Here is a 25045-nt window from a genome sequence, read left to right as displayed (position 1 = left end):
GGGGCTTCCCGAGCCCCGGCAGTCCGGCTTCCCCTACTGGCCTGAATCCTTCCAGCCCGGCGTGTCCGGACCGTCCAGGCCGGTGGCGGCAACCCGAAAAGCCGTGTCCGCAGCACCGCGGACCGCCTCCTCCGCCTCTTTCCGCCCGCTCGTCTTGGACAGTCCCGCCGCGTACCCCACCACAAACGTGCTGATCAGACCGGCGTTGGGTCCCACCGTCTTGGAGGACTGCTCCGCCAGTTCCACCAGCATCTTGTGGTCCACTTCCAAGTCGAGGATCTGCAGCGCCTGGGTCAGGCGGCGGCTCCAATCGCTCAGAGTGCGCTCTTCGGCGTCAGGGTTGGAACTCATGGCATCTCCTTCGGTGCGGACTGGTGCATCAAGGATTAGCACCGGCCGCTGTTTTGCACAACGCCCCGCCTCCGCTCGCCGCGGCACATGGATTGGCGAAGTTATCCCCAGACCGGAAATACCCGCTGCCGGACGATGCCCGCGGTGCAAGGATGTACGCAACGTGTCCAAGGGCGAGGGGACCTCAATGGCCAGCGACTACGACAATCAACTCATCGAGTCCGTCACCGTGCGCCGGCACCGGCTGCTCACGGCGCTGCTCTTCGGAGACAATCCCAACGAGCGCCGCTGGCTGGACAGCCTGCGGTGGTTCATCCTCAGCGTTGCCGCCGCCGCCGTGATTGCCGCCGTCTGCGTGGGCTACTCCTTCGTCACCAACCTGCTGGCGGAGAACCGCGCCAAGCAGGAACAACAGACCGGTCAGTTACGGCAGATCCTTCCGGCGGACAGACAGCAGGGCTCCTGGCCCGGGCCCGATGCGCGCTGGCCTGATGCGTCCGGGGCCGGGAGCAGTACGCCCCACTACGGGACAGGTGCCTGAGCCATGGCGCACGCCTTCACCCGGGTCACTCTCGTCGGCTCACGGAAGCACGTTGACCTGCTCCTGCCCTCCGACCAGCCCGTTGGTCTGCTCCTCCCGCAGGTCCTGAACCTGCTTGATGACCCGCCGGCCGAGGCGGTTGCGGCGAAGGTGCTGGTGGCGCCCGACGGCACTGAGCTGAATGCCGAAACGTCGCTGAGCCAGGCCCGGGTCCTGGACGGGTCCTCCCTGCTGCTGTGCAACGCCTCCGAAGCCCCTCCCTCCGCCGTCGTGTACGACGTCACGGACCTGGTGGTCAGCGAAAGCGGAGCCGTGGCCGGCCGGTGGAACCGCCGCTGCAAGGATCTCACCGCGGGCCTCTTTGCCGCGGCAGGCCTTTGGGCCGGGTCCGAAATCCTGCTGACCTCGCTGGCACCGGATGCGGCCTGGTGGATGCTCCTTGCCCTGTCCCTGCTCGGGCTGGCCGCCGGAGCCGCCGCCGGGCGTCCGCCCCGCCGCACGGCACTCGGACCGGCGCTGCTCGGCGCGGGCTGGCTCAGCGGGCTGGGCGGAGTTTTCCACCTGTACGACGGCGTACCGGAGCGGCTGCCGACCGCGGCGCTGGTCCTGGCCGGGCTGTCGGTTCTGGCGCTGGCCGCCGTCGGAACCGGGGCTGCCCAGCGGCGGGCCTGGTTCAGCGGAGCCGCAACGCTCGCCCTGGCCGCCGGACTGTGGACTGCCGCCGGCGCCGTCACGGGCGACGCCGTGGGCACCGCTGCCCTGGCGACGCTGGCGAGCATCCTGCTGCTGGGCCTGCTGCCCAAGCTCGCCCTCGGCTCGTCCGGTCTTGCCACGCTGGATGATCAGCGGGCCAAGGGCGGCTCGATCACCCGCACCGACGCCGTGGCTGCCGTGGCCGCTGCCCACCGGAGCCTGACCCTGGGAACAGCCATCACGGCGCTGTCCATTGCGCCTGGGCTGTGGCTGCTCGGCACTGATCCCAACCGCCAGCACTGGACGCTTCCCCTGCTGCTGGCACTGACGCTGGCCGTGTTCCTGCGCACCCGGTCCTTTCCGCTCGCGCCGCAGCGGACAGCGCTTTACCTGGCCGTCGCCGTCGGCCTCTGCGCGGGGGCGCTGGCCGCGCTGCGTTTTGTCCCCGATCAGCCGTGGGCAGTGGGACTGGGGGTTCTGGGCACCGCGGCCGCCGCCGCCGTATCGCTGACCGCCACGTTTCCCGACCATACGCAGGCCCGTTTCCGCCTGCTGGCCAAGCGCGCGGAGACGGGGGCCATCCTGGTTTCGGTGCCGCTGGCTGCCGGACTTTTCGGTGTGTTCGGCCAGCTGCTGGGAAGCTTCTGATGAACGGCATCTTCGAACCCCAACCGCAGCCCGAGCGCTTCGGCGATCCCGCCCGCCCCTCCGGTGACGGCTTCGAGTCGCCGCCGCAGCGGCTGCGCCGGGTGCTGCGGACCCGGCCTGCCGAATCCGCCCTGCACCGGATCCTGGCGGGCTCGGCCGATCTTTTCCGCGGTGACGATTATCCGCAGCGGTTGGCGGACGCAGCCGCCGGCAGCCAGCGTGCCGTCACCACGGGGCGCCGGATCGCCGTGGTGGGAACCCGCGGCGGTGCGGGCAGAACGACGGCGGCCGCCCTGCTGGCGCGGATCTACGCCGCAATGCGTGCCGACGTCGTTGCCGCCCTCGACCTCGCTCCGGCGGCCGGAACACTCGGGCTGCGGCTCGGCGTTCCGTACGCACCGCCGCTGGAGGCCGCCGCCGCCCGGCTGGAAGCCGGCACTCCTGATTCACTGCGCGGACTCGCAGCCCTCCTGACCGTCGCCGAGCCGGCCAACCTGCTGGTCACCGGCCGCCGGCGGGCCTCCGGTCCGTGGATGCCCGCCGGCCAAGGGTTATCCGACGACGCCGTCTGGACTCCCGCCGGCCCGCAGGCGCCGCCCGTGTGGACCCCTTCCGTCGGTGCGCCCGCTTTCACGGGTCCCGCCGGCGCTGCAAGTCCCACGGCGGCTGCAGGTCCCGCCGGGGCCGCCCGGCTTTCCCGGGTGATCTCCCGCTACTGCCCTGTCACCATTTTTGACTGCGGCCCCGGCCTCACGGACCCGGCCGCGCTGTGGGCAGTGGAGCACTCCCATCTGGCCGTCTTCGTGGCGCCGGCCAGTGTTGCCGGCCTGGAGGACGCCGTCGAGTACTCCCGGGCCTGGCGGCACACACCCGCCCTGGCTGCCGTTCCCCTGCTCGTGCTGGTGGTTCAGTCCTCACCCGACAGGGTTTTCACCGCGTCCCGGGAGGCCCGCCGGCTGCGCCGCGCCGGGATCGATGCCCTGCATTTGGGCCGCGACCGGCACCTGGCTGCAGGCGTTGAAGTTCTCCCGTCCCTGCTCTCCCGCCGCACCCGCCTCGAGGCCGTGTCCATCGCCTCCCGGGTTCTGGCCGCTGCCGCGTCCGGAACCGGAGTTCCGCCCGCCGCGGAGCTGGCACCCGAACGGAACGCCTACGTATGAGCACCCGGATCCTGCACCGTCCCGCGCGCACCACCGCTCCCGCACGGACCATCGAGGCCTTTTCACTGGATGCCCCGCCGCCCATCGAGGGCGGCAGGACCGGCATGAACATGATGTCCCTCGTTCCGCTGCTGGGCGCCGGGGTGTCGATGACGGTCATGATGCTCTTCCGCGGGTCTCCGCTGGCTGCCGTGGGGGCGCTGATGATGGTTGTCACGATCATCGCGTCGGTGATCATGATGCTCAGCCAGCGCGGCCGGCAGGGCAAGCAGCGCCGGGAACAGCGGGAAAACTATCTGGAGTATCTGGAACGCTCCCGTGCCGAGCTGCGCGCCGATGAACAGGCCGCGCTGGCCGTCGCCCGGGCCGCCAGCCCTCCGCCGAACGCCCTGTTCGACATCCTCCGGGACACCCGGCGGATCTGGGAGCGGCGCCGCTCCAACGAGGATTTCCTGCACGTGCGGATCGGCACCGGCTTCCGGCGCAACCGCGAGGTCACCATCATGAGCACCGGATCGGCGCTGGCCCAGACCGACACCTTCATGACCACGGAACTGGAAATCCTCAAGCGCCGGTACGAGTCCAGCCCGGAGCTGCCGCTGACGGTGCCGCTGGACTGCGCCGGCAACGTCTCAGTGGTGGGTTCCCGCCGGTTCGTGGCTGCCGTGGCCCGGCTGCTGCTCATTGAAGGCGCGGCCTTCCACTCCCCCGAAGACCTCCACCTGGCCCTGGTCCTGCCGGAGGAGCGGCGGAACGACTGGGAATGGGCCACCTGGCTGCCGCACCTGGCGGATCAGAAGAGCACCCACGCCACGGGGCCGGTCCGCCGGCTCGCACCCACCGTTGATGCCCTGGCCGAAGTCCTCGCCGAAGATCTGCACCACCGCTCCTCGCTCGCCGCCGAATCCCGCAAGAACTTCCTGCGCGGCGGCGTCGGCACCGCGCTCCCCCGGCTGCTGGTGGTCAACGACTCCTACGGCGCGCTTCCGGCGGAACTGCAGCTGCCGGACCAGCAGGCCTCCGCCGCCTCGCTGGGCATCACGACCGTCTTCCTCGTCGCCGACCGGCAGCAGGAACCTGGCGAGGTGGCGGTGCGCATCAGCGAGGATTCCGGCGGACCGGACGGGACCTTCATCCTGGAAAACTACCGCGACGATCCGGTGAATCCCGCCGTCGAACGCGGAAGCCTGGACCTCCTCCCGGTGCCGCTTGCCGAGGCGCTGGCGCGGGAGCTGGCGCCGCTGCGCCTGTCGCCGGACTCGTTCGAGCATGACACCGCCGAAACTGCCCAGGGGTTCCTGGAAATGCTGGGCCTTTCGGCGGACCTGGACGCGGCCGACATCCGCCGGCTGTGGAAACCCCGCGGCGAAGTCGACTTCCTTCGGGTGCCGCTGGGCCCGGACGACCGCGGCCGGCCGGCCCTGCTGGACCTCAAGGAATCGGCGCAGTTCGGCCACGGGCCGCACGGCCTGTGCGTGGGCGCCACCGGCTCCGGCAAATCCGAAATGCTGCGCAGCATGGTCGTGGGACTGTTGGCCACCCACTCCCCCGAGGTCCTGGCCATGGTGCTGGTGGACTACAAGGGCGGCGCCACCTTCGCTCCCTTTGCCGGCGCACCGCAGGTCGCCGGGGTCATCACCAACCTGTCCGACGACGTCAGCCTGATCGAGCGCGTCTATGCCAGCCTCTCCGGCGAAATCCAGCGGCGGCAGGAAGTCCTGAAGGCGGCCGGCAACCTCGCCAACATCACCGACTACCAGCTGCACCGGCAGGAGCTGAAGGCCCAGGGCATCGAACTGGCACCCCTGCCGCACCTGGTGGTGATCATCGACGAATTCGGTGAACTGCTGACCGCCCGCCCGGACTTCATTGAACTGTTCCTCTCCATCGGCCGCATCGGCCGCTCCATCGGGGTGCACCTGCTGCTCTCCAGCCAGCGGATCGAGGGCGGCAAGCTGCGCGGCCTGGACACCTACCTCTCCTACCGGATCGGCCTGCGCACCCTCTCCGAGGCCGAATCACGCACGGTGCTGGACACCCCCGATGCCTTCCATCTGCCGCCGGTGCCGGGCTTCGGCTACCTGAAGGTGGACACCACCACCTACACCCGGTTCAAGGCCGGGTACGTGTCCGGCCCGCTGGAGGCCGCCCGGCACGATGGCGGGCCGGCCGAGGCGGACGACCAGCCGCAGGTCCTGCAGGTGCCGCGCTACGCCGCCTCCCTCGCGGCAGCACCGGGAACCGGGGGCGCGGGAACCGGGGGCGCGGGAACCGGGACCGCCGGCGCTGCCGCTGCGCCGTCGTCGACGTCGTCCTCCAAGCGCACCACCGGACCGACGGTCCTTTCCACGCTGATGGACACCCTGGCCACGTTCCCGCGTGCCGTCGACCCGATCTGGCTGCCGCCGCTGCCCCGCGGAATCGCGTTGGACCGCGCCGCCGGCGGCCTCTCCGGCGAGAAGGGGCTGCGGCTGGCCAGCGGCGGATCGCTGCGTGTTCCGGTGGGGCTGCTGGACGACCCGGCCAAGCAGTGGCAAGGCATTTGGGAGCTGGACCTTGCCGCGAACGGCGGCAACGCGGCGATCGTGGGCGGGCCCCAGACCGGCAAGAGCACCGCTCTGCGCACCATCGTGGCGTCGCTCTCGCTGACCCACAGCCCGGCCGAGGTGGGCATTTATGCGATCGACCTGCTCGGCAGCAGCCTGGTGCCGCTCGAAGGCCTTCCCCATGTGGGCGGGGTGGCGGTGCGCACCAACCGGGAAGTTGTCCGCCGCACCGTGGATGAGTTGCTGGCGATGCTGGCCCACCGCGAGCATGTGTTCGAGAAGCATCAGGTGGATTCGCTGCCGACCCTGCGCCGCCGCTGCGCGAAGGGGGACATTCCCGAGCTGCCCAGCGCCGACATTGTGCTGGTCCTGGACGGTTACGGACAGCTCAGCGATGAATTCGAGGAGATTGAAAAAGCCGTCCACGCACTGATCAGCCGCGGCGCCGGCTACGGCATCCACATCATCGTCACCTGCTCCCGGACGAACGAGATCCGGATCTCGCAGCAGAGCTTCTTCGGCAACCGGATCGAACTCCGGCTCGCCGATCCGGGCGAATCCGCACACGGACGCAAGCTCGCCGAGGCGGTCAGCACTGACAGCCCGGGCCGGTCCCTGACGGACCGCAAGCTGCAGGGCCATTTTGCCCTGCCGCGGCTGGATTCGGACCCCGATGACGGTTCCGCGACCCAGGGCCTGCGGGAGCTGGTGGCCGCGGTTGCCGCGTCGACCAGGGAGCGCGCCATGCAGGTCCGGGTCCTGCCGGGGCTGGTCTCCGCCGAGACGGCCCTTACCCCCGACGCGGCGGCCGCCGTTCCGCTGGGGCTCCGGGAGACCGACCTGGGCACGGAAACCCTGGACCTGCACAGCCGGGAACGGCACCTGCTGATCATGGGCGACGACGGCTCCGGCAAGACCAACGTCATGCGATCGGTCGTCCGCCGGCTCATCGCACAGCATCGGCCGGAGGACATTGTCTTTGCGGTCTTCGATCCGCGCCGCAGCCTGACCGGCGAGGTCCCCACCGAATCCCTGGGCGGCTACGCCACCAGTGCCGCCCTGGCTGACCAGCTCGCCGCGGCCGTCGCCGGGGAACTGGAAAAACGGACCACCGCCGCTCCGGCCGAGCTGGCCGGCCTGCCGCGCATCGTGCTGGTGATTGACGACTACGACGTCCTGACCGCCGGCGGCTCCTCACCGCTGAGCCGGCTGACCCCGTTCCTGCCGCTGGCACCGGAAATCGGGTTGCATGCCGTTCTGTCGCGGCGGGTGCGCGGCGCGAGCCGGGGCATGTACGAACCGTTCTTTACGGCCCTGCGGGATTCCGGCAGCGCGGCCCTGATTCTCTCCGGCGACCGCGGGGAGGGCACCCTGATCAACGGCGTTCGGGCCCGCACGCTGCCGCCCGGGCGCGCCCAGCTGATCCAGCCCGGCAAACCGGTCCAGGTGCTGCAGCTGTTTTTCAACGACGATGAGAGCCGGATCCTGAGCGGCACCGGGTGAGCGCCGCCGTCGCCGGCCTGGCCCGGGATCCAGCCGGTTGCCGCCGGCCTAGCCCGGGATCCAGCCGGGTCCGTCGGCGGGCGCGGCCGGCCGCAGCCCGCCCGTGGCCAGCGGGTTCCGGCCCGCCCTGACATCCACCACCAGGGTGTGTGCCGCCTTGTCGTGCCAGCCCTGGCGCCGGTCATTGGCATCCCAGACGCTGGAGACCAGCAGCACCGGCGGGCCGACCACGGTGGCTGCCGACAGGCCCAGCAGCATCCCGCGCAGGAAAATGCCGAGCAGCCCGGGTGAATGTCCGGCTTCGTCGGTGGTGCGGATGCCCAGGGCCAGGTTGCCCGGCGTCTTGCCGCTGCCGGCTTCCCACCACCACAGCCACACACAGTAGGCGACGGCAACGGAGGCCGCAGCCGGGACCCAGCGCCCGCTGCCAAGCAGCGCCGCTCCGGTGAGCAGGACCGGGGCAGCGTCGATGACCTTGGCCGCCAGCCGCTGCCGGGCCGTTGCGTTGACCACGTGGGGATGGGCTGCCATGCCGGCCTGTCCTAGCGGAAGCTGACGCGGCGTCTACCGGCCGGGGCCGCCGGTGCCACGGTCACGACTCGGTGTTTCCCGCGGCAGGTTGGGGATCCGCTCCGCCGGGAAGGGTCACGGCCGCCGGGACGCTGCGCTCGACGGAACCTTCGACGTCGATCACCAGGACGGTGATGTTGTCGCGGCCGCCGGACCGCAGCGCTGCCTGCACCATGGAAGCGCAGGCGTCCTGCGGATTGCTGACGGAGGCCAGGATCTGCTGCAGCTGCCCGTCGCTCACCTCGCCAGTCAGGCCGTCGGAGCACACCAGCAGGCGGTCGCCGGGTTCCACCGGGATCAGCCAGTAGTCGGCATCCGTATCACTGCCCGTGCCCAGCGCCCGGGTAACCACGTGGCGGCGCGGATGGACCAGGGCTTCATCCGGCGTAATTTGGCCCATGTCCACCAGTTCCTGGACCTCGCTGTGATCCACGGTGATCTGCTCCAGCAGCCCGTTGGTCAGCCGGTAGGTCCGGGAATCCCCCACATTGAAAACCAGCCAGCAGGGTTTGCCCGCGTCCCGGACGAGGACGGCGCCGGTCAGCGTGGTGCCGGCACGGCCATCTGTCGCTTCCCGGATCCTGGCATCGGCTTCGCGGAGCAGCTTCTGGACTTCGGCGGCGGCGACCTCGGGCAGATGCTCGCCGACAAACGGCGCCTCGCCCAGGGTGCGGACGCAAATGCTGCTCGCCACTTCGCCTGCTTCGTGGCCTCCCATGCCGTCGGCGACGGCGAAGATCGGGTCCGCGGCGATCAGCGAATCCTCGTTCTGGTCCCGGCGCAGTCCGCGGTCAGAGGCATAGCCAAAGACTGCACGGAGTTCCAAGCCCGGGGATGTCGTTTCGTCGAAGTTCATTCACGCCCTATCCGGAAGCTGTCCGCTGTGGTGGTCCACAGTAGTGACACATATTACGCATTCTTATGCTTACCCTAGCGGAATGCTCGGGCCCGCCGCCCGAAGCGCTCCGGCAAGCGTCCGTGCCGCTGCACCGGGCAGGCAGGTAGTCCGGCCGGTCAATCGAGAATCAGTCCCGACCCGGTGCCGCGGGCGAGGGTCACGGGGTGGATTTCGCCGAATCCGCGCACGTTGCGGGGCTGATGCGGGATCAGCACAAACCGGTCGTTGTTCCGCAGGGCTGCGGCGGTCGAGGCGTCCGTCAGGACGGTGCCGGGTTCAGCGAGCGAGGTCAGCCGGGAGGCCAGATTGACGGTGGGCCCGTAGATGTCGCCCAGCCGGGAGAGCACCCGCCCCCAGACCAGGGACACGCGCGCCGCCGGCAGCAGGTCGTCCTCCGTGAAGGCCTTGGCCAGGGCCAGCGAGATTTCCGCCCCGGCTTCCGGTGTTTCCGCGTTGAACAGCACCTCGTCGCCGATGGTCTTCACCAGCCGGCCGCCGCCCACGGAGATGATCTCGGCGCACTTGTGCTCAAAGCGCTGGACCATGTGGGCCAGGGTTTTCTCATTCATCTGCCGCGACAGGGAGGTGTAGGACACCAGATCGGCAAAGCCGACGGCGCGGGCCAGGGGCAGCGGGTTGTCGTCGGACGCGGAGCCGTCATGGCTGGCCAGACCGGCTTCGGCGCGCAGCGCCAACCGCTGCACGGCTGAGTTCATCTGCCGTTTCCAGGCGTACACCAGCGTCTTTTCCAGCGGTTCGATCAGGGCCGGAAGTGCTGCCACCAGCGCCTTGCGGGCCTCGGCGTCGGGAATTCCGCGCTGGACCACCATTTCCTCGACCAGCGCTTCAATCTGCCAGACCACCATGCGGTCGGTCATCTGGCCGATCGAGCGCATGATCGAGATGGCGGCTTCCTCGGTCAGCTGCTCGTCGCGGACCAGTTCGATCACGGTGGTCAGCGCCTCGCGGTCCTGCTCGGTGAAGAACACCGCGTCGTCGTCGAGGTTGGGAAATCCCATCGCCCGCCAGAGCTTGCGGGCCGAGAGCAGGGACACGCCCGCTTCGGCGGCAGCTTCGCGCCGCTTGAGGGTACGCGGGCCGCCGATCAGCTGGGCCTCCAGCTTGCGCACGTCCTCGCGGTCGATGGCGGCGGAACCGGCATCGGCCGGTGCGCCGGTGGAACCGGAGCCCGCGCGCCCGGAACCGGCACGCCCGTTCCCGGTGTTGGCGTCGGCGTCGGAGTTGGCGTCGGCGGCTCGGGGCCGGGGAGGAACGGCTGGCATGGACAGGGTCATCGGCTCGGGATCCGCTGCCGGTTCGGCGTCGCGGCCTTCCTCACTCATTGCCCCTCCCTTCGTAGTCGTAGTCCCCATCTCCTTCCATATCTACACCATCGAACATGGCGGTCATCGGCAACTGGTCTATGGCGGCCAACACGATGGCCTTGAACTTGTGGACCTCGGGCACGTGTTCGTAGTGCACCACCCGGTCATAGCCAACGTCCACCGCCAGCGTCCCGGAACGCTGCATCCGCTCCGTAACGGTCTGCCAGGCCTCGAGCTGAAAGACCGAGGCCAGCGGCAATTCGCGTTCCCGCCGGCGCAGCACTCCCTGCCGGTGGATGAGGCGCCGGTTGGTGACGATGTACCGTGCAAACGCCCACCGCAGCACCGGCGGCAGGCAGAACCGCGCCAGCAGCACCAGGGAAACGACGACGACGGCGGGCTGCAGGTATCCGCGCCAATCCGCCACCTGCCCGGGCAGGGAATCACGGTCCAGATAGCCGTAACCGAACCCGGCGGCAGCGCACACCAGGACGGCCAGGACAACGGGCCAGACCAGCTGGCGGGCATGCGGCCTGCTGGCCACGATAATCCGCTCCCCCGGCGCGAGTTTCAGCCTGATGTTCACGCCTGCACGGCGCGCAGGTGCACCACGTCGCCGGCGACGACCGCATGCCGCTCGCCGAGTTCGTCCACCAGGACCAGCGAACCGTATGAGTCGAGGGCCACGGCTCGTCCCGTGAGGGATTTTCCGCCGGGCAGGTCTGCGCGGACCTCCTGGCCCAGGGTCGCCATCCGGGCACTGATCTTCTCGACCAGCGAGGTGCCGTCGGCCCACGCCCGGGAGGCATCGCCGTCGACCGCGCAAAAGTCCCGGTACTTGGCAGCCAGCTCGCGCAGATAATCCTCAAGGAGAATGTTGCGGTCGGTGGTGGAGGAGTACTCCATCAGCAGCGACGTGGCCGTGGGAACCGGCAGATCCTCGTCGGTCAGGGAGACGTTCATGCCCGCGCCCACGACGACGGCGGGTGGGGCGCCGCTGGAATCCATCACCAGCTGGGCCAGGACGCCGGCGAGCTTGCGCCCATCGACCATGACGTCGTTCGGCCACTTCAGGCGGGCCTCGACGCCGGTGCGGGCGGCGACGGATTCCGACAAGGCCAGGGCAGCCAGCAGCGACAACCAGCCGTAGGACTGGGTGGGCAGCGGCCGGCCGGCGGCATTGACCGGCCGGAGCAGGACGCTGACGAACAGCGACGAGCGCGGCGGGGCAACCCAGGTCCGGCCCAGCCGTCCCTTGCCGGCGGTCTGCATCTCGGCGGTCAGGACGGTCAGGTCCGGAGCATCTGCCGGGCGAAGCCGCGCCTGGTCAGCCAGATCGGTGTTGGTGGAGCCGGTTTCGGCCACGACATCCAGCCGGGGCAGGGGTCCCTGCGGCGCCACGAGCGCGGCTCGGAGACGCTCCTGGTCAAGCCCTGGTCTTTCCATGCTGGAGTAACGCGAATGCATGCTTCCGATCTTACGCGGGGTGCACGACATTCCTGCCTGCCGGCGCCGCCGGCCGGGTCCCGCGGCCCCGGCCAGCGCCCCTTGTCCTGCCTAGAGGAAGAAGTCCTGCATCAGCTTGTCCTCGGGCGCGCCAAGCGAGTAGGGACGGAAGTCAGTGATTCCCTCTTCACGCAGCACCTGCTCGTCGGTGTAGAAATTGCCGGTGGCCTCATGGCTGGGGCGTGTCAGGATGGCGTGTGCGGCGTCGGCCATGATGTCCGAATTGCGGGAGGCCGCCGCCATTTTCTCGCCGCCAAGGTTGCGGATGGCAGCGGTGTCGATGGCGGTGACCGGCCACAGCGAGTTCACGGCGACGCCGTCGTCCTTGAGTTCCGCGGCGAGTCCGAGCGTCGTCAGGGACATTCCGTACTTGGCCATCGTGTACGCCAGGTAGGACCCGGCCCACTTCGGATCCAGGTTCAGGGGCGGGGAAAGCGTGAGGATGTGTGGGTTCGCGGACTGGCGCAGGGCGTCCAGGGAGAACTTGGAGAGCATGAAGGTGCCGCGGACGTTGATGTCGGCCATCAGGTCGTAGCTCTTCATGGTGACGTCGTCGGTGTTCCGCAGGTCGATGGCGGAGGCATTGTTGACCACGATGTCGATGCCCCCGAAATGCGCCACGGTTTCCGCGACGGCCCGGGCGACGTCGTCGTCGTTGCGAACATCGCCGATGATCGGCAGGGCCTTGCCTCCGGCGGCCTCCAGCTGTTCGGCTGCCGTGTACACGGTGCCCTGCAGCTTGGGATGGGGCTCGGCGGTCTTGGCCATGATGGCGATGTTGGCGCCGTCGGCCGCAGCGCGCAGAGCGATGGCCAGGCCGATGCCGCGGCTGCCGCCGGACATCAGGATGGTGCGGCCGGCGAGCGAACGGGGTCCGGAATCAGGTGTGAGAGAAGTCATGGAAACAGGCTAATACATGTCCGCCGCTTATGTTACTGGTCAGTAACATCGGGCGTGCTCGGGGTTCTGCTGCCAGGGTTTGCTGCCATACCGGAATTCTGCTGCCGTTCCGGGATTCTCCTGCCGGTCCGGGAAATCCCTGCCGGTCCGCGGCGGCAGCAGATTCCCAAACCGGGCGATTCCTCCCGAAACGGCTTGAATCCGCCCATTGGATCACCGGGGCCGATCCTTCGTGCAGATAACGCAGCCAAAACCGCCCCGGCGACATCCTTCGTGCAGATAACGCAGTCAAAAGCGGCACATGGGCTGCCGGGACAACCTGATCTGCACGAGAGATTCCGCGGGAGGACCTGATCTGCACGAGAGATTGAACCGCACCCGATCCAAGCACCGACCAAGCACATCAGCACGAAATTGTAGGATCCCTACACCGGGACTACGCCGGCGCCCTCACTAGACTGGACAAGTCGCCGTACGCTTTGTGCCTTTCCTACTTAACGGCAGCGACCGCCCCATCCACTCAGCATTCCGGAGACCAGATGAGCATCGACCAGGACCTTGACCTGCAGACCACAGCCGGCAAGATCGCTGAGTACCGCCGCCGCCAGGCGCAGGCCGAGATGCCTTCCGGCCCGGCCGCCGTCGAGAAGCAGCATGCCCGCGGCAAGCACACCGCCCGCGAGCGCATCGAGATGCTCGTGGACGCCGGCTCCTTTGTCGAGCTGGACGCCCTGGCCGTGCACCGCTCCACCGCGTTCGGCATGGAAAAGAAGAAGCCGCTGGGCGACGGCCTGGTCTCCGGGTACGCCACCGTCGACGGCCGCCCGATCGCCGTCTACAGCCAGGACTTCTCCGTGTACGGCGGTTCCCTGAGCCAGGTCAACGGCGAGAAGATCGTCAAGGTCCAGGAACACGCCCTGCGCAACGGCTGCCCCGTCGTCGGCATCCTGGACGGCGGCGGCGCCCGCATCCAGGAGGGCGTGGCCTCGCTGGCCATGTTCGCCGACATCTTCCGCAACAACGTCCACGCCTCCGGAGTGGTCCCGCAGATCTCCCTGATCATGGGCCCGTCCGCCGGCGGCGCCGCCTACTCCCCCGCCCTGACCGACTATGTGGTGATGGTGGACAAGACCAGCCACATGTTCATCACCGGACCCGACGTCATCAAGACCGTCACCGGCGAGGACGTGGACATGGAAACCCTCGGCGGCGCCCGGCAGCACAACACCAACACCGGCACCTCCACGTACCTGGCCTCCGACGAGGAGGACGCCATCGAGTTCGTCCGCGAGCTCCTGGACTTCCTGCCTTCCAACAACCTGGCCGAGGCGCCGCTGGCCGCCTTCTCGCAGGAGATGGAACTGAACGACGGCGACCTCGCCCTGGACGAGCTCATTCCGGACTCCGCCAACCAGCCCTACGACATGCGCGCCGTCATTGAGCAGGTGCTCGACGACGGCCACTTCCTGGAGATGCAGGCCCTCTACGCGCCGAACATCATGATCGGCTACGGCCGGGTCGAGGGCCACACCGTGGGCATCGTCGCCAACCAGCCGATGCAGTTCGCCGGCACCCTGGACATCGCCGCCTCCGAGAAGGCCGCCCGCTTTGTCCGCAACTGCGACGCCTTCAACGTTCCCATCCTCACCTTCGTGGATGTTCCGGGCTTCCTGCCGGGCACCGACCAGGAATTCCAGGGCATCATCCGCCGCGGCGCCAAGCTGCTCTATGCCTACGCCGAGGCCACCGTGCCCAAGCTGACCGTGATCACCCGCAAGGCGTACGGCGGCGCGTACATCGTGATGGGCTCGAAGAAGCTCGGCGCGGACCTGAACCTGGCCTGGCCCACCGCGCAGATCGGCGTCATGGGCGCCCAGGGCGCGGTGAACATCCTCTACCGCGGCCAGCTCAAGGCAGCGGCCGACGCCGGGGAAAGCGTTGAGCAGGCACGCGCCGACTACATCGCGCAGTATGAAGAGGAACTGCTCAACCCCTACCAGGCCGCCCAGCTCGGCTACGTCGACGCCGTCGTCGCCCCCTCGGAAACCCGCCTGCAGCTGATCCGCGGGCTGCGCGCCCTGCGCGACAAGCGCGCTTCGCTGCCCGCCAAGAAGCACGGAAACATGCCGCTGTGACGGCCTGGGACCTGCCGGATCCGTGGAGCCGGACGCCGGAGCAGGCTGTGCCGCAGCCGCCGCTGTTTTCCGTCCTGGGCGGCAATCCGTCGGCCGAGGAGCTGGCGGCGCTGACCGCCGTCGTCATGGGGCTGAACGCCGACGGCGGTGCCCCGCGCACCACGCCGGAGTCCGCGCGCCGGACCTGGAACCGGCGGCGGATGCTGAGCCTGGCGCCCAAGCCCGGACCCGGCTCGTGGCGGCGCAGCTTCCGCTAGCGCCGGACCAGCCCCGGAACCCGAATCGGCACCCCAATCGGAACCGGAAAAGCGCAGGATAGGCCCCCGAGCCGCACATTACGTGCGGCCACCGGGAAAAGTTGGTGATGGCGGCGTTGCCGCTAGGCTACCCCTGTGACCCACGAGACTCCTTCATCAGATCCCATGCCCTTCGCCGGCGCGCAGAACCGCCAGCCGACCGCCATCGACGCCGTTGCCGATGCCTTCACCGAGACTCTGCTGCAGCTGGATCCGTCCCTCGCCACCTCCCTGGGCATCCCGGGGCATGAAACGGAGTATGCCGATTATTCCCCCGCCGGCCTGGAATCGGGAGCCGAGGCCATCCGGGAGACGCTGGAACGGCTGGACGGACTGCTGCCGGCCGACGACGTCGACCGCGTCACGCTCGATGCCATGCACGAGCGCCTGGGCCTGGAACTGGAAATCCACGAGTCCGGCTGGAACCTCTCGAACCTGAACAACATCGCCTCGCCCGCCCAGGAGATCCGCTCCATCTTCGACCTGATGCCCACCGAAACGGTGGAGGACTGGCAGCACATCTCCGGCCGGCTGCACAACGTTGCCGACGCCGTCTCGGGCTACATCTCTTCCCTGCGCGCCGGCAAGGAGCGCGGCCTGCTGCCGGCCCGCCGCCAGGTGAAGATCGTCATGGAACAGGCCGCCAAGTACGCCGAGGACGGCGGCTTTTTTGACGACTACGCCTCGAATGCGGCACTGCCCGACGGCGGCTCCCTCTCCGACAGCCTGAGCACCGAGCTGCGCGCCGGCGCCGAATCCGCCCGTGCCGCCTACCGCGGGCTGGCCGCGGTCCTGGAAAATGAACTGCTGCCCGTCGCTCCCGAGAAGGACGCCGTCGGCCGCGAACGCTACGCCCTGATGTCGCGCCGGTTCCTGGGTTCCGCGGTGAACCTGGAAGAGACCTACGCCTGGGGCGTTGAGGAACTGGACCGCATCATCGCCGAGCAGGAAGCCGTCGCCGAGCAGATCCGGCCCGGCGCCGGCGTCGAGGAGGCCATGGCGCTCCTGGACGAGGATTCGGAGCGGCAGCTGCACGGCACCGCCGAGCTGCAGGCCTGGATGCAGGGCCTGGCCGACCGCGCCGTCGCCGACCTGGCGGGCACCCACTTCGAGATCAACGGGCCGATGCGGCAGATCGAGTGCATGATCGCCCCCACCCAGGAAGGCGGCATCTACTACACCGGTCCCAGCGACGACTTCAGCCGCCCGGGCCGCATGTGGTGGTCGGTCCCCGCCGGCGAGGACACCTTCACCACATGGAAGGAAACCACCACCGTCTACCACGAGGGCGTCCCGGGCCACCATCTGCAGATTGCGACGGCGACGGCCGCCCGCGGGCTGCTGAACAACTGGCGCCGCAACATCTGCTGGGTCTCCGGGCACGGTGAAGGCTGGGCGCTGTACGCCGAGCGGCTGATGGACGAACTGGGCTACCTCAGCGATCCCGGGGACAAGATGGGCATGCTCGACGCCCAGCGCATGCGGGCCGCCCGCGTGGTCTTCGACATCGGCGTCCATCTGGAACTGGAGGTACCCGAACGCTGGGGCTCCGGCACCTGGACGGCCGAGAAGGGCTACGAATTCCTGCGGCAGAACATTGCCATCTCCGAGGGGCAGCTGAACTTCGAGTTCACCCGTTACCTGGGCTGGCCGGGACAGGCACCGGCCTACAAGCTGGGCCAGCGGCTCTGGGAGCAGATCCGGGACGAGGTCCGCAGCCGCGAGGGAGAGAACTTCGACCAGAAGGACTTCCACACCCGCGCCCTCGCCCTGGGGTCGGTCGGGCTGGACACGCTGCGCCGCGCCCTGCTGGACGCGTAGCGGCAGCTGCCCCGGCGACATTCCTCACACGCTTGACCGAGATAACCCCCGGATGCGGCAATACTGCGCCGCATTCCGGGGGTTTTGGCCTTTTACGGCGCAGAATACCCAGCAGGCTTTCCGTAACATTTCGCAATGGGCAATCTTCTCTGCTAAGCACCGGCGACTACTATCTTCAACGTGACTTCACAGACTTCCTCCCCCCAGACTTCCGCCGGCCGCAGGCTGCCCCGGTGGGTTACTTCCTTCGGACCGCAGATCATCGCCGCCCTGTTTGTGGGCCTGCTGCTGGGCCTGCTGGCCAAGGAGATGGGCCCGGTTGGCGAGGACGAGCCCAACTGGCTGACCACCACGCTGAACACCATCGGCACGAGCTACGTCTCGCTGCTGAAGGCCGCCGTGGTCCCCCTGATCTTCACCGCCGTCGTCAGCTCCATCGCCAACCTGCGCGAGGTCTCCAACGCCGCACGCCTGGCCTGGCAGACGCTGCTGTGGTTCGCGATCACCGCGCTGATTGCCGTGACGATCGGCATCCTGCTGGGCGTGATCCTGCAGCCCGGCGCCAATGCCGACGCCGCGCCGCCCGCCGACTATGAAGGCAGCACCGGCAGCTGGATGGGCTTCCTGACCGGCCTGATTCCGGCGAACTTCATGGGCCTGACCGCTTCTTCCACCGCCGTGGACCCGAGCACCGTCACCACCGCCCTGAACTTCAATGTCCTCCAGGTGCTCGTGATCGCGATCGCCGTCGGCATTGCCGCCCTGAAGGTGGGTGCGCCCGCCGCGCCGTTCCTGGCCCTGAACGCCTCCGCCCTGGCCGTCATCCAGAAGGTCCTCTGGTGGATCATCCGCCTGGCTCCGCTGGGCACCGTGGGCCTGATCGGCCGCGCCGTCGCCACCTACGGCTGGGACACCATCGGCTCGCTGGGCATGTTCGTGGTGGCCGTGTACGTCGGCCTGGCCCTGGTCCTCTTCGTGGTCTACCCCGTGCTGATCAAGGCCCACGGCCTGTCCGTGAAGCAGTGGTTCTCCGGCGCCTGGCCGGCCATCCAGCTCGGCTTCGTCTCGCGCTCCTCGGTGGGCACCCTGCCGCTGACGCAGCGCGTGACCGAGCGCAACATGGGCGTGCCGCGCGCCTACGCCTCCTTCGCTGTGCCGCTGGGTGCCACCACAAAAATGGACGGCTGCGCCTCGATCTACCCGGCGATTGCCGCGATCTTCGTGGCGCAGTTCTTCGGCATTGATCTGGGCTTCACCGACTACCTGCTGATTGCCCTGGTCTCGGTGCTCGGTTCGGCCGCCACGGCCGGCACCACCGGCGCCGTGGTCATGCTGACCCTGACGCTGTCCACGCTGGGTCTGCCTCTGGCCGGCGTCGGCCTGATGCTGGCCGTCGACCCCATCCTGGACATGGGCCGCACCGCCATCAACGTGGCCGGACAGACCGTGATCCCGACGATCGTCGCCAAGCGCAACGGCATGCTGGACACCGCAATGTACAACGCCAAGCGCAACGGCGATCCGTTCGCCGACGACTCCACCGAGGTCGAGGTCCCGGTGCTGGTTCCGGCCGGCGCTTCGGGTGTGGCCGCTTCGGGTGCCGCTGCGGGTGTCGCTGCTGCGGACGGAACGTCTGCTGCGGGCATCTCCCTGCCGGGTGCCGGGGCTGCGTGCGCAACCGGCCCGGCGCCGTCGTCGGCTTCCGCTGCCGACAAGCGCTGATCCATCGCTTCCAGAAGGCCGCTCCGGATATCCGGGGCGGCCTTCGTGCTGTCCCGGGGCTGTCTTCGGGCTGTCCCGGCCGCTTGCCGGGCCGGGCGGCGCTTACCGGGCCGGGCGGCGCTTACCGGGCCGGGCGGCCCGCCGACTAGGCTGGAGGGGTGACTGACCTGAACCTGATCCTTGCTTCCGCTTCCCCCGCCCGCACCAAGCTGCTGACCAACGCCGGCATTTCCCATTCCGTGCTCGTGTCCGACGTCGACGAAGACGCCGTCACCGCCCGCTACGGCCTGACCGACCCGCACGACACCGCCCTGCTGCTGGCCCGGGCGAAGGCCGAAGCCATTGCCGCACTGCCCGAGGCCGACGGCTCCCTGGTGATCGGCTGCGATTCCGTCTTCGAGTTCGACGGCGAAGCGCACGGCAAGCCCTGGGAGCCCGAGGTCGCCCGCGAACGCATCCGGCGGATGAGCGGCAACATGGGCGTGCTGCACACCGGCCACTGGCTGGTCGATTGCCGCGACACCGACGACGACGGCGGTTCGGGTGCGACGCTCGGCGCCGTCAGTTCCGCGTCGGTTTACTTTGCGAAGCTGACCGACGAGGAAATCGACGCGTACGTCGCCACCGGCGAGCCGCTGCAGGTGGCGGGTTCCTTCACCATCGATTCACTGGGCGGGGCGTTCATCGAGAAGGTCGACGGTGATCCGCACGCCGTGATCGGGCTGTCCGTGTCGATGCTTCGAGAGCTGCTCGCCAGCGCCGGCGTGAAGATCACTGACCTCTGGGACCGGTAGGCCCTTCCCGCCTCGGGTCGGTCCGGGCCGGGCACCGCGTCCGGGCACCGAGAGTGCAGATCTGGCGAATTAGCATCGTCCCCCGTGTGCCGAGAGTGCAACTCTGCAGGGTAAGACACGAGATTGCCCGCCATATCTGCGCTCTCCGAATCACGGCTTCAGCTGAAACCCGCCATAGCTGCACACTTACGGAGCCCCGCACACCTAGAGTGCAGCTCTGGCGGGTAACCGCCGACGCGGGTCGGACCGGGCGTCCGAGAGTGCAGATCTGGCGAATTAGCATCGTCCACCATGCGCCGAGAGTGCAGCTCTGCAGGGTAAGACACGAGATTGCCCGCCATATCTGCGCTCTCGAATCACGGCTCCAGCCGAAACCCGCCATAGCTGCACACTCACGGACCTCCGCACACCGAGAGTGCAGCTATGCAGGGTTAGCATCGTCCACGTACGGCGCTCGGCACTCGAGAGTGCAGCTCTGCACCCTCACGGTTGATACCCGCCCTGGACCAGCGCATGACGCACCTTCCCCACGACCCATGAGGGACCCTGCGCCATGTCATAGCTGTTCAGCTTGACCTGGCGCCAGCCCAGTTCAGCGGTGCGCGCGTCCCGCCCGTTGTCCCTGCTCTGTTGTCCGGGGTCCAGGTGATGCGCTCCGTCGTATTCGATGCAGGTGCGGTACTCCCGGCAGCCAAGGTCCACCCACACGGCGGGATTTCCAGCGGCGTCCGCAATCAACGTGTTCGGCGTAAATTCCGGCAATCCTGCCCTGTGAAGCTCGAGCCGCACCCTCGTCTCCTGCGGTGAATCCACGCCGACCCGCATCAGTTCGATCGCAGACCGAAGGTTGCGCAGTCCCCGGGCTCCCGCTTTGGCCTCTGCATAGGGCCGGAGATCCTTCAGGGGCACCTGCGCAATCCGCCGCGTTCCAAAGTTCCGATGGTGTTCACTGATCATCCAATCTCCCATGACGACCAGATCATCTGTTGGCAGCTGGGCGGCGAGATCAAGCAGGGTCCGGGGCAGAGAGGTCACAGGCAGCGACGACACCATGGTCAACTCCCCCGGATCCAGCTCCAAGCGATGCCCAGCGACGTATTTGCGGCGAGGCATGGCAAGCCCCCGGTCCCGGCTGAGGTGAATAACCGGTTCCTGTTGCAGGCCGTATGGCAGCGGGATTCCGTGCAGCCGCGCCGCGGTGACATGGGAGAAAAACACCCCTGGCAACAACTCCGCATATGGCCGGCAGCGTTCCACCAGTTCCAGGTCCGCTCCTCGTCGCACCCGAATCTCCCGGCTCGGTGTCAGCAGATCCTGCGCCCGGAGCCTTGACCGGGAAAGGCCCAGACTCCGGGCCTGCGCGATTGTGAAGGACTGATCCGTCAGGTCTTCGGGAAGCGGCAGAGGACGGCGCATACTCCATTACTTAACAGTCCTGCCGTCCCTCGTCCCTGTTATCCACAACAGCGGCTTTTCTCCACAGACGACGCTTCCGCCTTGCACAGCCAGCGCGGACGACGACGGCGGCCTCGCTTGAACGCGGGCCCCGCCCAACGAAGCCCACGCCACCCTCACACACGCCACCCTTGTAGGGTCCCCACAACGAAACGCCCCGTACCACGCAGAAACAGCACGCATTATGGCCGGAAACCACAAAACCGCGCTAGGCTCCGAAGAGATCAAAAGGAGCCAGTGCATTCAATGAGCCAGTTCAACCCCGCGCCCGCCGGCGATCCACAGAACACCAAGAGCATCACGAAAGTCCTGATCGCCAACCGCGGCGAAATCGCCGTCCGCGTCATCCGGGCCGCCCGCGACGAAGGCCTGGCCTCCGTCGCCGTCTACGCCGATCCGGACCGTGACGCCCTGCATGTCCGCCTCGCCGACGAGGCCTACTCGCTGGGCGGCAGCACCGCTGCGGAGTCCTACCTGGACATGGGCAAGATCCTCGACGCCGCCCGCAAGTCCGGCGCCGACGCCATCCACCCCGGCTACGGCTTCCTCTCCGAGAACGCCGAGTTTGCCCAGCGCGTCATCGACGCCGGCCTCACCTGGATCGGCCCCTCCCCGCACGCCATTTCCCAGCTCGGCGACAAGGTCCAGGCCCGCCACATCGCGGCCAAGGTCGGCGCCCCGCTGGTTCCCGGCACCGCCGATCCGGTGAAGAACGCCCAGGAAGTCCTGGACTTCGCCGACGCGCACGGCCTGCCGCTGGCCATCAAGGCTGCCTTCGGCGGCGGCGGCCGCGGCATCAAGGTCGCCCGCACCCGCTCGGAAATTCCGGAGATGTTCGACTCCGCCGTCCGCGAGGCCACAGCCGCCTTCGGCCGCGGCGAGTGCTTCATCGAGCGCTTCCTGGATGCCCCGCGGCACGTCGAGACCCAGTGCCTCGCCGACGCGCACGGCAACGTCGTCGTCGTCTCCACCCGCGACTGCTCGCTGCAGCGCCGCAACCAGAAGCTTGTGGAGGAGGCTCCGGCGCCGTTCCTCACGGAGGACCAGAACCAGCGTCTGTACGCCGCGTCCAAGGCCATCCTGCGCGAGGCCGGCTATCAGGGCGCCGGCACGTGCGAGTTCCTGGTCGGCACCGACGGCACCATCTCCTTCCTGGAGGTCAACACCCGGCTGCAGGTCGAGCATCCCGTGTCAGAGGAAGTGACCGGCCTGGACCTGGTCCGCGAGCAGTTCCGGCTGGCCCGCGGCGAGGAGCTCGGCTACGGCGATCCGGAGATCCGCGGCCACTCGATCGAGTTCCGCATCAACGGCGAAGATCCGGGGCGCAGCTTCATGCCCGCTCCCGGCACGGTCAGCACCTTCAAGCTGCCCTCCGGTCCCGGCATCCGCGTCGATTCCGGCATCGAGGCCGGCGAAACCGTGGGCGGGAACTTCGATTCCATGCTCGCGAAGCTGATCGTCACCGGCGCCACCCGCGAACAGGCGCTGCAGCGCGCCCGCCGCGCCCTGGCCGAAATGGAAATCACCGGCATGCCCACGGTGCTGCCGTTCCACGCCGCGGTCGTCGCGCACCCCGATTTCGCCCCCGCGGCCGGCCCGTTCAAGGTCCACACCCGCTGGATCGAGACCCAGTTCATCAACAAGATCCCGGCCTGGTCCGGCGAACAGGGCTCACGGCACGACGACGACGGCGGCGCCCGCCAGCGCGTCACCGTCGAGGTGGGCGGCAAGCGGCTCGACGTCGTGCTGCCGGCCGGTCTCGGCGGCGCCGGCATCGGGTCCAACGGAGCCGGCGGCCGGACTGCCGGCGCCAACGGGAAGACCCGCAAGTCCTCCCGCACCCGCGGCGGGACCAATCCGGCAGCCACCGGCGATGACCTGACGTCCCCGATGCAGGGCACCATCGTGAAGGTGGCCGTGCAGGAAGGTGCTGTGGTCGCCGAGGGCGATCTCGTCGTCGTACTCGAAGCCATGAAAATGGAGCAGCCGCTCACCGCGCACAAGGCCGGCACCGTGTCCGGACTCAGCGCCGTTCCCGGCGCGACGGTTTCCGCCGGCGCCGCGATTTGTTCGATCCTGGACTAGCGTACGACGCAGCAACGCCAAAACGGCCCGGCCCCCCTGCATGGGGACCGGGCCGTTGGCGTCTGGAAGCTTAGTTGCTGGAGTGGTTGGTGTAGTCGACGTCCTTGGTGTCCTTGGTGACGTACAGCGCGATCAGCGTCAGCACCGCCATCGCGGACAGGTAGATGCCCACCAGCCACGGGCTGCCGTCGGCGGCCTGCCACAGCGCCACCGCGATGAACGGGGCCACGGCCGCGCCCAGGATCGAGGAGACGTTGTAGGCGATCGCCGAGCCGGTGTAGCGCACGTTGGTCGGGAACAGCTCCGGCAGCATGGCGCCCATCGGCCCGAAGGTCAGGCCCATCAGGGTGAAGCCCAGGATCAGCAGGGCCATGACGCCCGCGGTGCCGCCGCCGAGCAGCGGAGAGAACGTGAAGCCGAAGAGGAAGATGCCGGTGGTAACCACCAGCAGCGTCTTGCGGCGGCCGAACTTCTCGGCCAGCGGGCCGGAGACGAGCGTGAAGATACCGAAGAACACGACACCGATGATGAGCATGATCAGGAAGTCGTTGCGGGCATAGCCCAGGCCGGCGGCGAACGTTTCCGGGTCGAAGGCCTTACCTGTCTTCTCGGCGGCGGCACGGGCAGCTTCCTCGCTCTTGGCGGCGGTGCCGTAGGAGAGCGTGAAGGTGGTCATCAGGTAGAACAGCACGTAGGTGGCCAGCATGATGAACGTGCCGGCAATCATCTGGCGCCAGCTGTACTTGAACGCGCGGCTCAGCGGCATCTTGCTCACTTCACCGGAATCGACGACCTTCTGGAAGGCCGGGGTCTCCACCAGTTTCAGCCGGACATACAGGCCGATGATCACCATGACGGCGCTGGCCAGGAACGGAATGCGCCAGCCCCAGGAATCGAACTGCTCGTTGGTGAGCTGGAAGCTAAGCAGCAGGAACAGGCCGTTGGCCAAGATGAAGCCGATCGGCGCGCCCAGCTGCGGGAAGGTTCCCCAGATGGCGCGCTTGTTGGCCGGCGCGTTTTCCGTTGCCAGCAGCGCCGCACCCGACCATTCCCCGCCGAGGGCCAGGCCCTGGGCGAAGCGCAGGACCACCAGCAGTGCCGGACCCAGGATGGTCCAGCCCGGCGTCAGGGCCGTGGGGAGGCAACCGATCAGGAAGGTTGCGATTCCCATGGTCAGCAGCGAGGCCACCAGGGTTCCCTTGCGGCCGACCTTGTCGCCGAAGTGCCCGAACACGATCGAGCCCAGCGGGCGGGCAATGAAGGCCACGCCGAAGACGGCGAAGGAGCTCAGCAGTGCCGTGACGCCCTCGGCGTTCGGAAAGAACAGCCGCGGAAACACGAGGACTGCGGCGGTGGCGTAGACGTAGAAGTCGTAGAACTCGATGGACGTGCCAACGAGGCTGGCAATAATCACCCGGCCCTTCGAGTTTGTCTTGGCCGGCGCCGGTGCCGGCGTGGGCTCCGTGGAGGGATTCTTAGTAGACATTGGCAGTCTTTCGCAGGTGGAAGTGAGGTTCTCGATAATGGTAGGGGCGCCATCCCACCATCCGGACATTGTGTCCAGCATGTGGACAGGCCTCTCGATTCCCCGCAACCAACGGCCGACGACGGCGGGGCCTTGCGCAGCTGCGCCCGGCCGGCCTGCGCCTGCGCCTGCCTGTCGGGTTCTTGTGCCTGAATCTGCGGGTCGATCTGGGCGCTCGGGCATCTATCGTGCAGATAACGGTGTCTCCCGGTCCTCGCCCGAATCTCTCGTGCAGATGACGGGATCAAACGGGCTGATTCCGTCCCCTAGAGCCCCTGATCTGCACGAAGGATCCGTCCAGGCCCCTGATCTGCACTATGGATCCGCCCAAGGCCCCTGATCTGCACGAAGGATCCGCCGAAGGCCCTAGATCTGCACGAAGGATCCGCCGAAGGCCCCTCGCGCGTACAAAACGCCATCCCTCGTACAGATAATGCGCTCTCCCGGTCCTCGTCCGAATCTCTCGTGCAGATAATGCTCCATAAATGGCTCAACTCAATGAAAGGAGGCCCTGATCTGCACGAGAGATTCCGTCTGAGTGCATTATCTGCACGAAGGATGCTCACTACCG

General features: G+C 68.3%; 19 protein-coding genes. 10 read left to right on the top strand and 9 right to left on the bottom strand.

Annotated elements, in window-relative coordinates:
- Window positions 1–33 precede the first annotated feature (33 nt).
- Complete coding sequence (locus tag QNN99_RS14565) at window positions 34–351, bottom strand: DUF6457 domain-containing protein (protein WP_229967345.1); 318 nt, start codon at window positions 349–351, stop codon at window positions 34–36.
- 163 nt (window positions 352–514) lie between these two features.
- Here QNN99_RS14565 and QNN99_RS14560 point away from each other — a divergent pair, with 163 nt between their 5' ends.
- From QNN99_RS14560 to eccCa, 4 genes are read left to right on the top strand one after another with little or no spacing between them, the layout of a single operon-like run.
- On the top strand, window positions 515–892 hold the full coding sequence (locus QNN99_RS14560) for a hypothetical protein (protein WP_229967344.1): 378 nt from the start codon (window positions 515–517) through the stop codon (window positions 890–892).
- A gap of 3 nt (window positions 893–895) precedes the next feature.
- Complete coding sequence (eccD, locus tag QNN99_RS14555) at window positions 896–2233, top strand: type VII secretion integral membrane protein EccD (RefSeq protein WP_229967342.1); 1338 nt, start codon at window positions 896–898, stop codon at window positions 2231–2233.
- A complete protein-coding gene (locus tag QNN99_RS14550; RefSeq protein ID WP_229967340.1) occupies window positions 2233–3393 on the top strand; it encodes a CpaE/TadZ family protein in 1161 nt (386 codons plus the stop codon). The genes eccD and QNN99_RS14550 overlap by 1 nt, the downstream gene beginning before the upstream one ends.
- Entirely contained in the window at window positions 3390–7442 is a 4053-nt protein-coding gene (gene eccCa / locus QNN99_RS14545; protein WP_229967338.1) for a type VII secretion protein EccCa, read from the top strand. Before QNN99_RS14550 ends, eccCa begins: the two co-directional genes overlap by 4 nt.
- 48 nt (window positions 7443–7490) lie before the next feature.
- On the opposite strand, the gene QNN99_RS14540 is transcribed toward eccCa, so the two are convergent.
- From QNN99_RS14540 to QNN99_RS14515, 6 genes are all read right to left on the bottom strand, one after another.
- Window positions 7491–7973, bottom strand: a complete 483-nt coding sequence (locus QNN99_RS14540) for an RDD family protein (RefSeq protein WP_229967336.1) — start codon at window positions 7971–7973, stop codon at window positions 7491–7493.
- Between the two features lie 61 nt (window positions 7974–8034).
- Window positions 8035–8868: a PP2C family protein-serine/threonine phosphatase gene (locus QNN99_RS14535; RefSeq protein ID WP_229967334.1), complete on the bottom strand. Its 834-nt coding sequence runs from the start codon at window positions 8866–8868 to the stop codon at window positions 8035–8037.
- Window positions 8869–9026: 158 nt separating this feature from the next.
- Window positions 9027–10253 carry an adenylate/guanylate cyclase domain-containing protein gene (locus QNN99_RS14530; RefSeq protein ID WP_229967332.1) on the bottom strand — a complete coding sequence of 409 codons (1227 nt, stop codon included), beginning with the start codon at window positions 10251–10253 and terminating at the stop codon, window positions 9027–9029.
- Window positions 10246–10821: a PH domain-containing protein gene (locus QNN99_RS14525; RefSeq protein ID WP_229967330.1), complete on the bottom strand. Its 576-nt coding sequence runs from the start codon at window positions 10819–10821 to the stop codon at window positions 10246–10248. The genes QNN99_RS14530 and QNN99_RS14525 overlap by 8 nt, the downstream gene beginning before the upstream one ends.
- Entirely contained in the window at window positions 10818–11702 is an 885-nt protein-coding gene (locus QNN99_RS14520; RefSeq protein WP_229967328.1) for a biotin--[acetyl-CoA-carboxylase] ligase, read from the bottom strand. Before QNN99_RS14520 ends, QNN99_RS14525 begins: the two co-directional genes overlap by 4 nt.
- 90 nt (window positions 11703–11792) lie before the next feature.
- Window positions 11793–12641, bottom strand: coding sequence for an SDR family oxidoreductase (locus QNN99_RS14515; RefSeq protein ID WP_229967326.1), 849 nt, complete (start codon window positions 12639–12641; stop codon window positions 11793–11795).
- A 539-nt stretch (window positions 12642–13180) separates the two neighbouring features.
- On the opposite strand from QNN99_RS14515, the gene QNN99_RS14510 reads away from it, so the two are divergent.
- From QNN99_RS14510 to QNN99_RS14490, 5 genes are all read left to right on the top strand, one after another.
- Entirely contained in the window at window positions 13181–14776 is a 1596-nt protein-coding gene (locus tag QNN99_RS14510) for an acyl-CoA carboxylase subunit beta (protein WP_229967324.1), read from the top strand.
- Window positions 14773–15033, top strand: coding sequence for an acyl-CoA carboxylase subunit epsilon (locus QNN99_RS14505; RefSeq protein ID WP_229967322.1), 261 nt, complete (start codon window positions 14773–14775; stop codon window positions 15031–15033). The genes QNN99_RS14510 and QNN99_RS14505 overlap by 4 nt, the downstream gene beginning before the upstream one ends.
- A 165-nt stretch (window positions 15034–15198) precedes the next feature.
- Window positions 15199–16893 carry a DUF885 domain-containing protein gene (locus QNN99_RS14500; protein WP_229967568.1) on the top strand — a complete coding sequence of 565 codons (1695 nt, stop codon included), beginning with the start codon at window positions 15199–15201 and terminating at the stop codon, window positions 16891–16893.
- A gap of 180 nt (window positions 16894–17073) precedes the next feature.
- The gene (locus QNN99_RS14495) at window positions 17074–18615 is read left to right on the top strand and encodes a dicarboxylate/amino acid:cation symporter (protein WP_229967320.1); all 1542 of its coding nucleotides are present in this window, start codon (window positions 17074–17076) and stop codon (window positions 18613–18615) included.
- Between the two features lie 158 nt (window positions 18616–18773).
- Window positions 18774–19409, top strand: coding sequence for a Maf family protein (locus tag QNN99_RS14490; RefSeq protein WP_229967318.1), 636 nt, complete (start codon window positions 18774–18776; stop codon window positions 19407–19409).
- Between the two features lie 483 nt (window positions 19410–19892).
- Here QNN99_RS14490 and QNN99_RS14485 read toward each other — a convergent pair whose 3' ends face one another.
- Window positions 19893–20825 carry a PDDEXK family nuclease gene (locus QNN99_RS14485; protein ID WP_229967316.1) on the bottom strand — a complete coding sequence of 311 codons (933 nt, stop codon included), beginning with the start codon at window positions 20823–20825 and terminating at the stop codon, window positions 19893–19895.
- A 285-nt stretch (window positions 20826–21110) separates the two neighbouring features.
- Between QNN99_RS14485 and QNN99_RS14480 the strand changes: the two genes are divergently transcribed.
- Window positions 21111–22949 carry an acetyl/propionyl/methylcrotonyl-CoA carboxylase subunit alpha gene (locus tag QNN99_RS14480; RefSeq protein ID WP_229967314.1) on the top strand — a complete coding sequence of 613 codons (1839 nt, stop codon included), beginning with the start codon at window positions 21111–21113 and terminating at the stop codon, window positions 22947–22949.
- A 70-nt stretch (window positions 22950–23019) separates the two neighbouring features.
- Here QNN99_RS14480 and QNN99_RS14475 read toward each other — a convergent pair whose 3' ends face one another.
- Window positions 23020–24435, bottom strand: a complete 1416-nt coding sequence (locus QNN99_RS14475; protein ID WP_229967312.1) for an MFS transporter — start codon at window positions 24433–24435, stop codon at window positions 23020–23022.
- Between the last annotated feature and the right edge of the window lie 610 nt (window positions 24436–25045).

The sequence above is a fragment of the Arthrobacter sp. zg.Y820 genome, from assembly GCF_030125555.1.
Classification (GTDB): domain Bacteria; phylum Actinomycetota; class Actinomycetes; order Actinomycetales; family Micrococcaceae; genus Arthrobacter_B.
The sequence above is the reverse complement of the archived record's forward strand: the minus strand, read 5'-3'. Positions and strand labels throughout refer to the sequence as shown.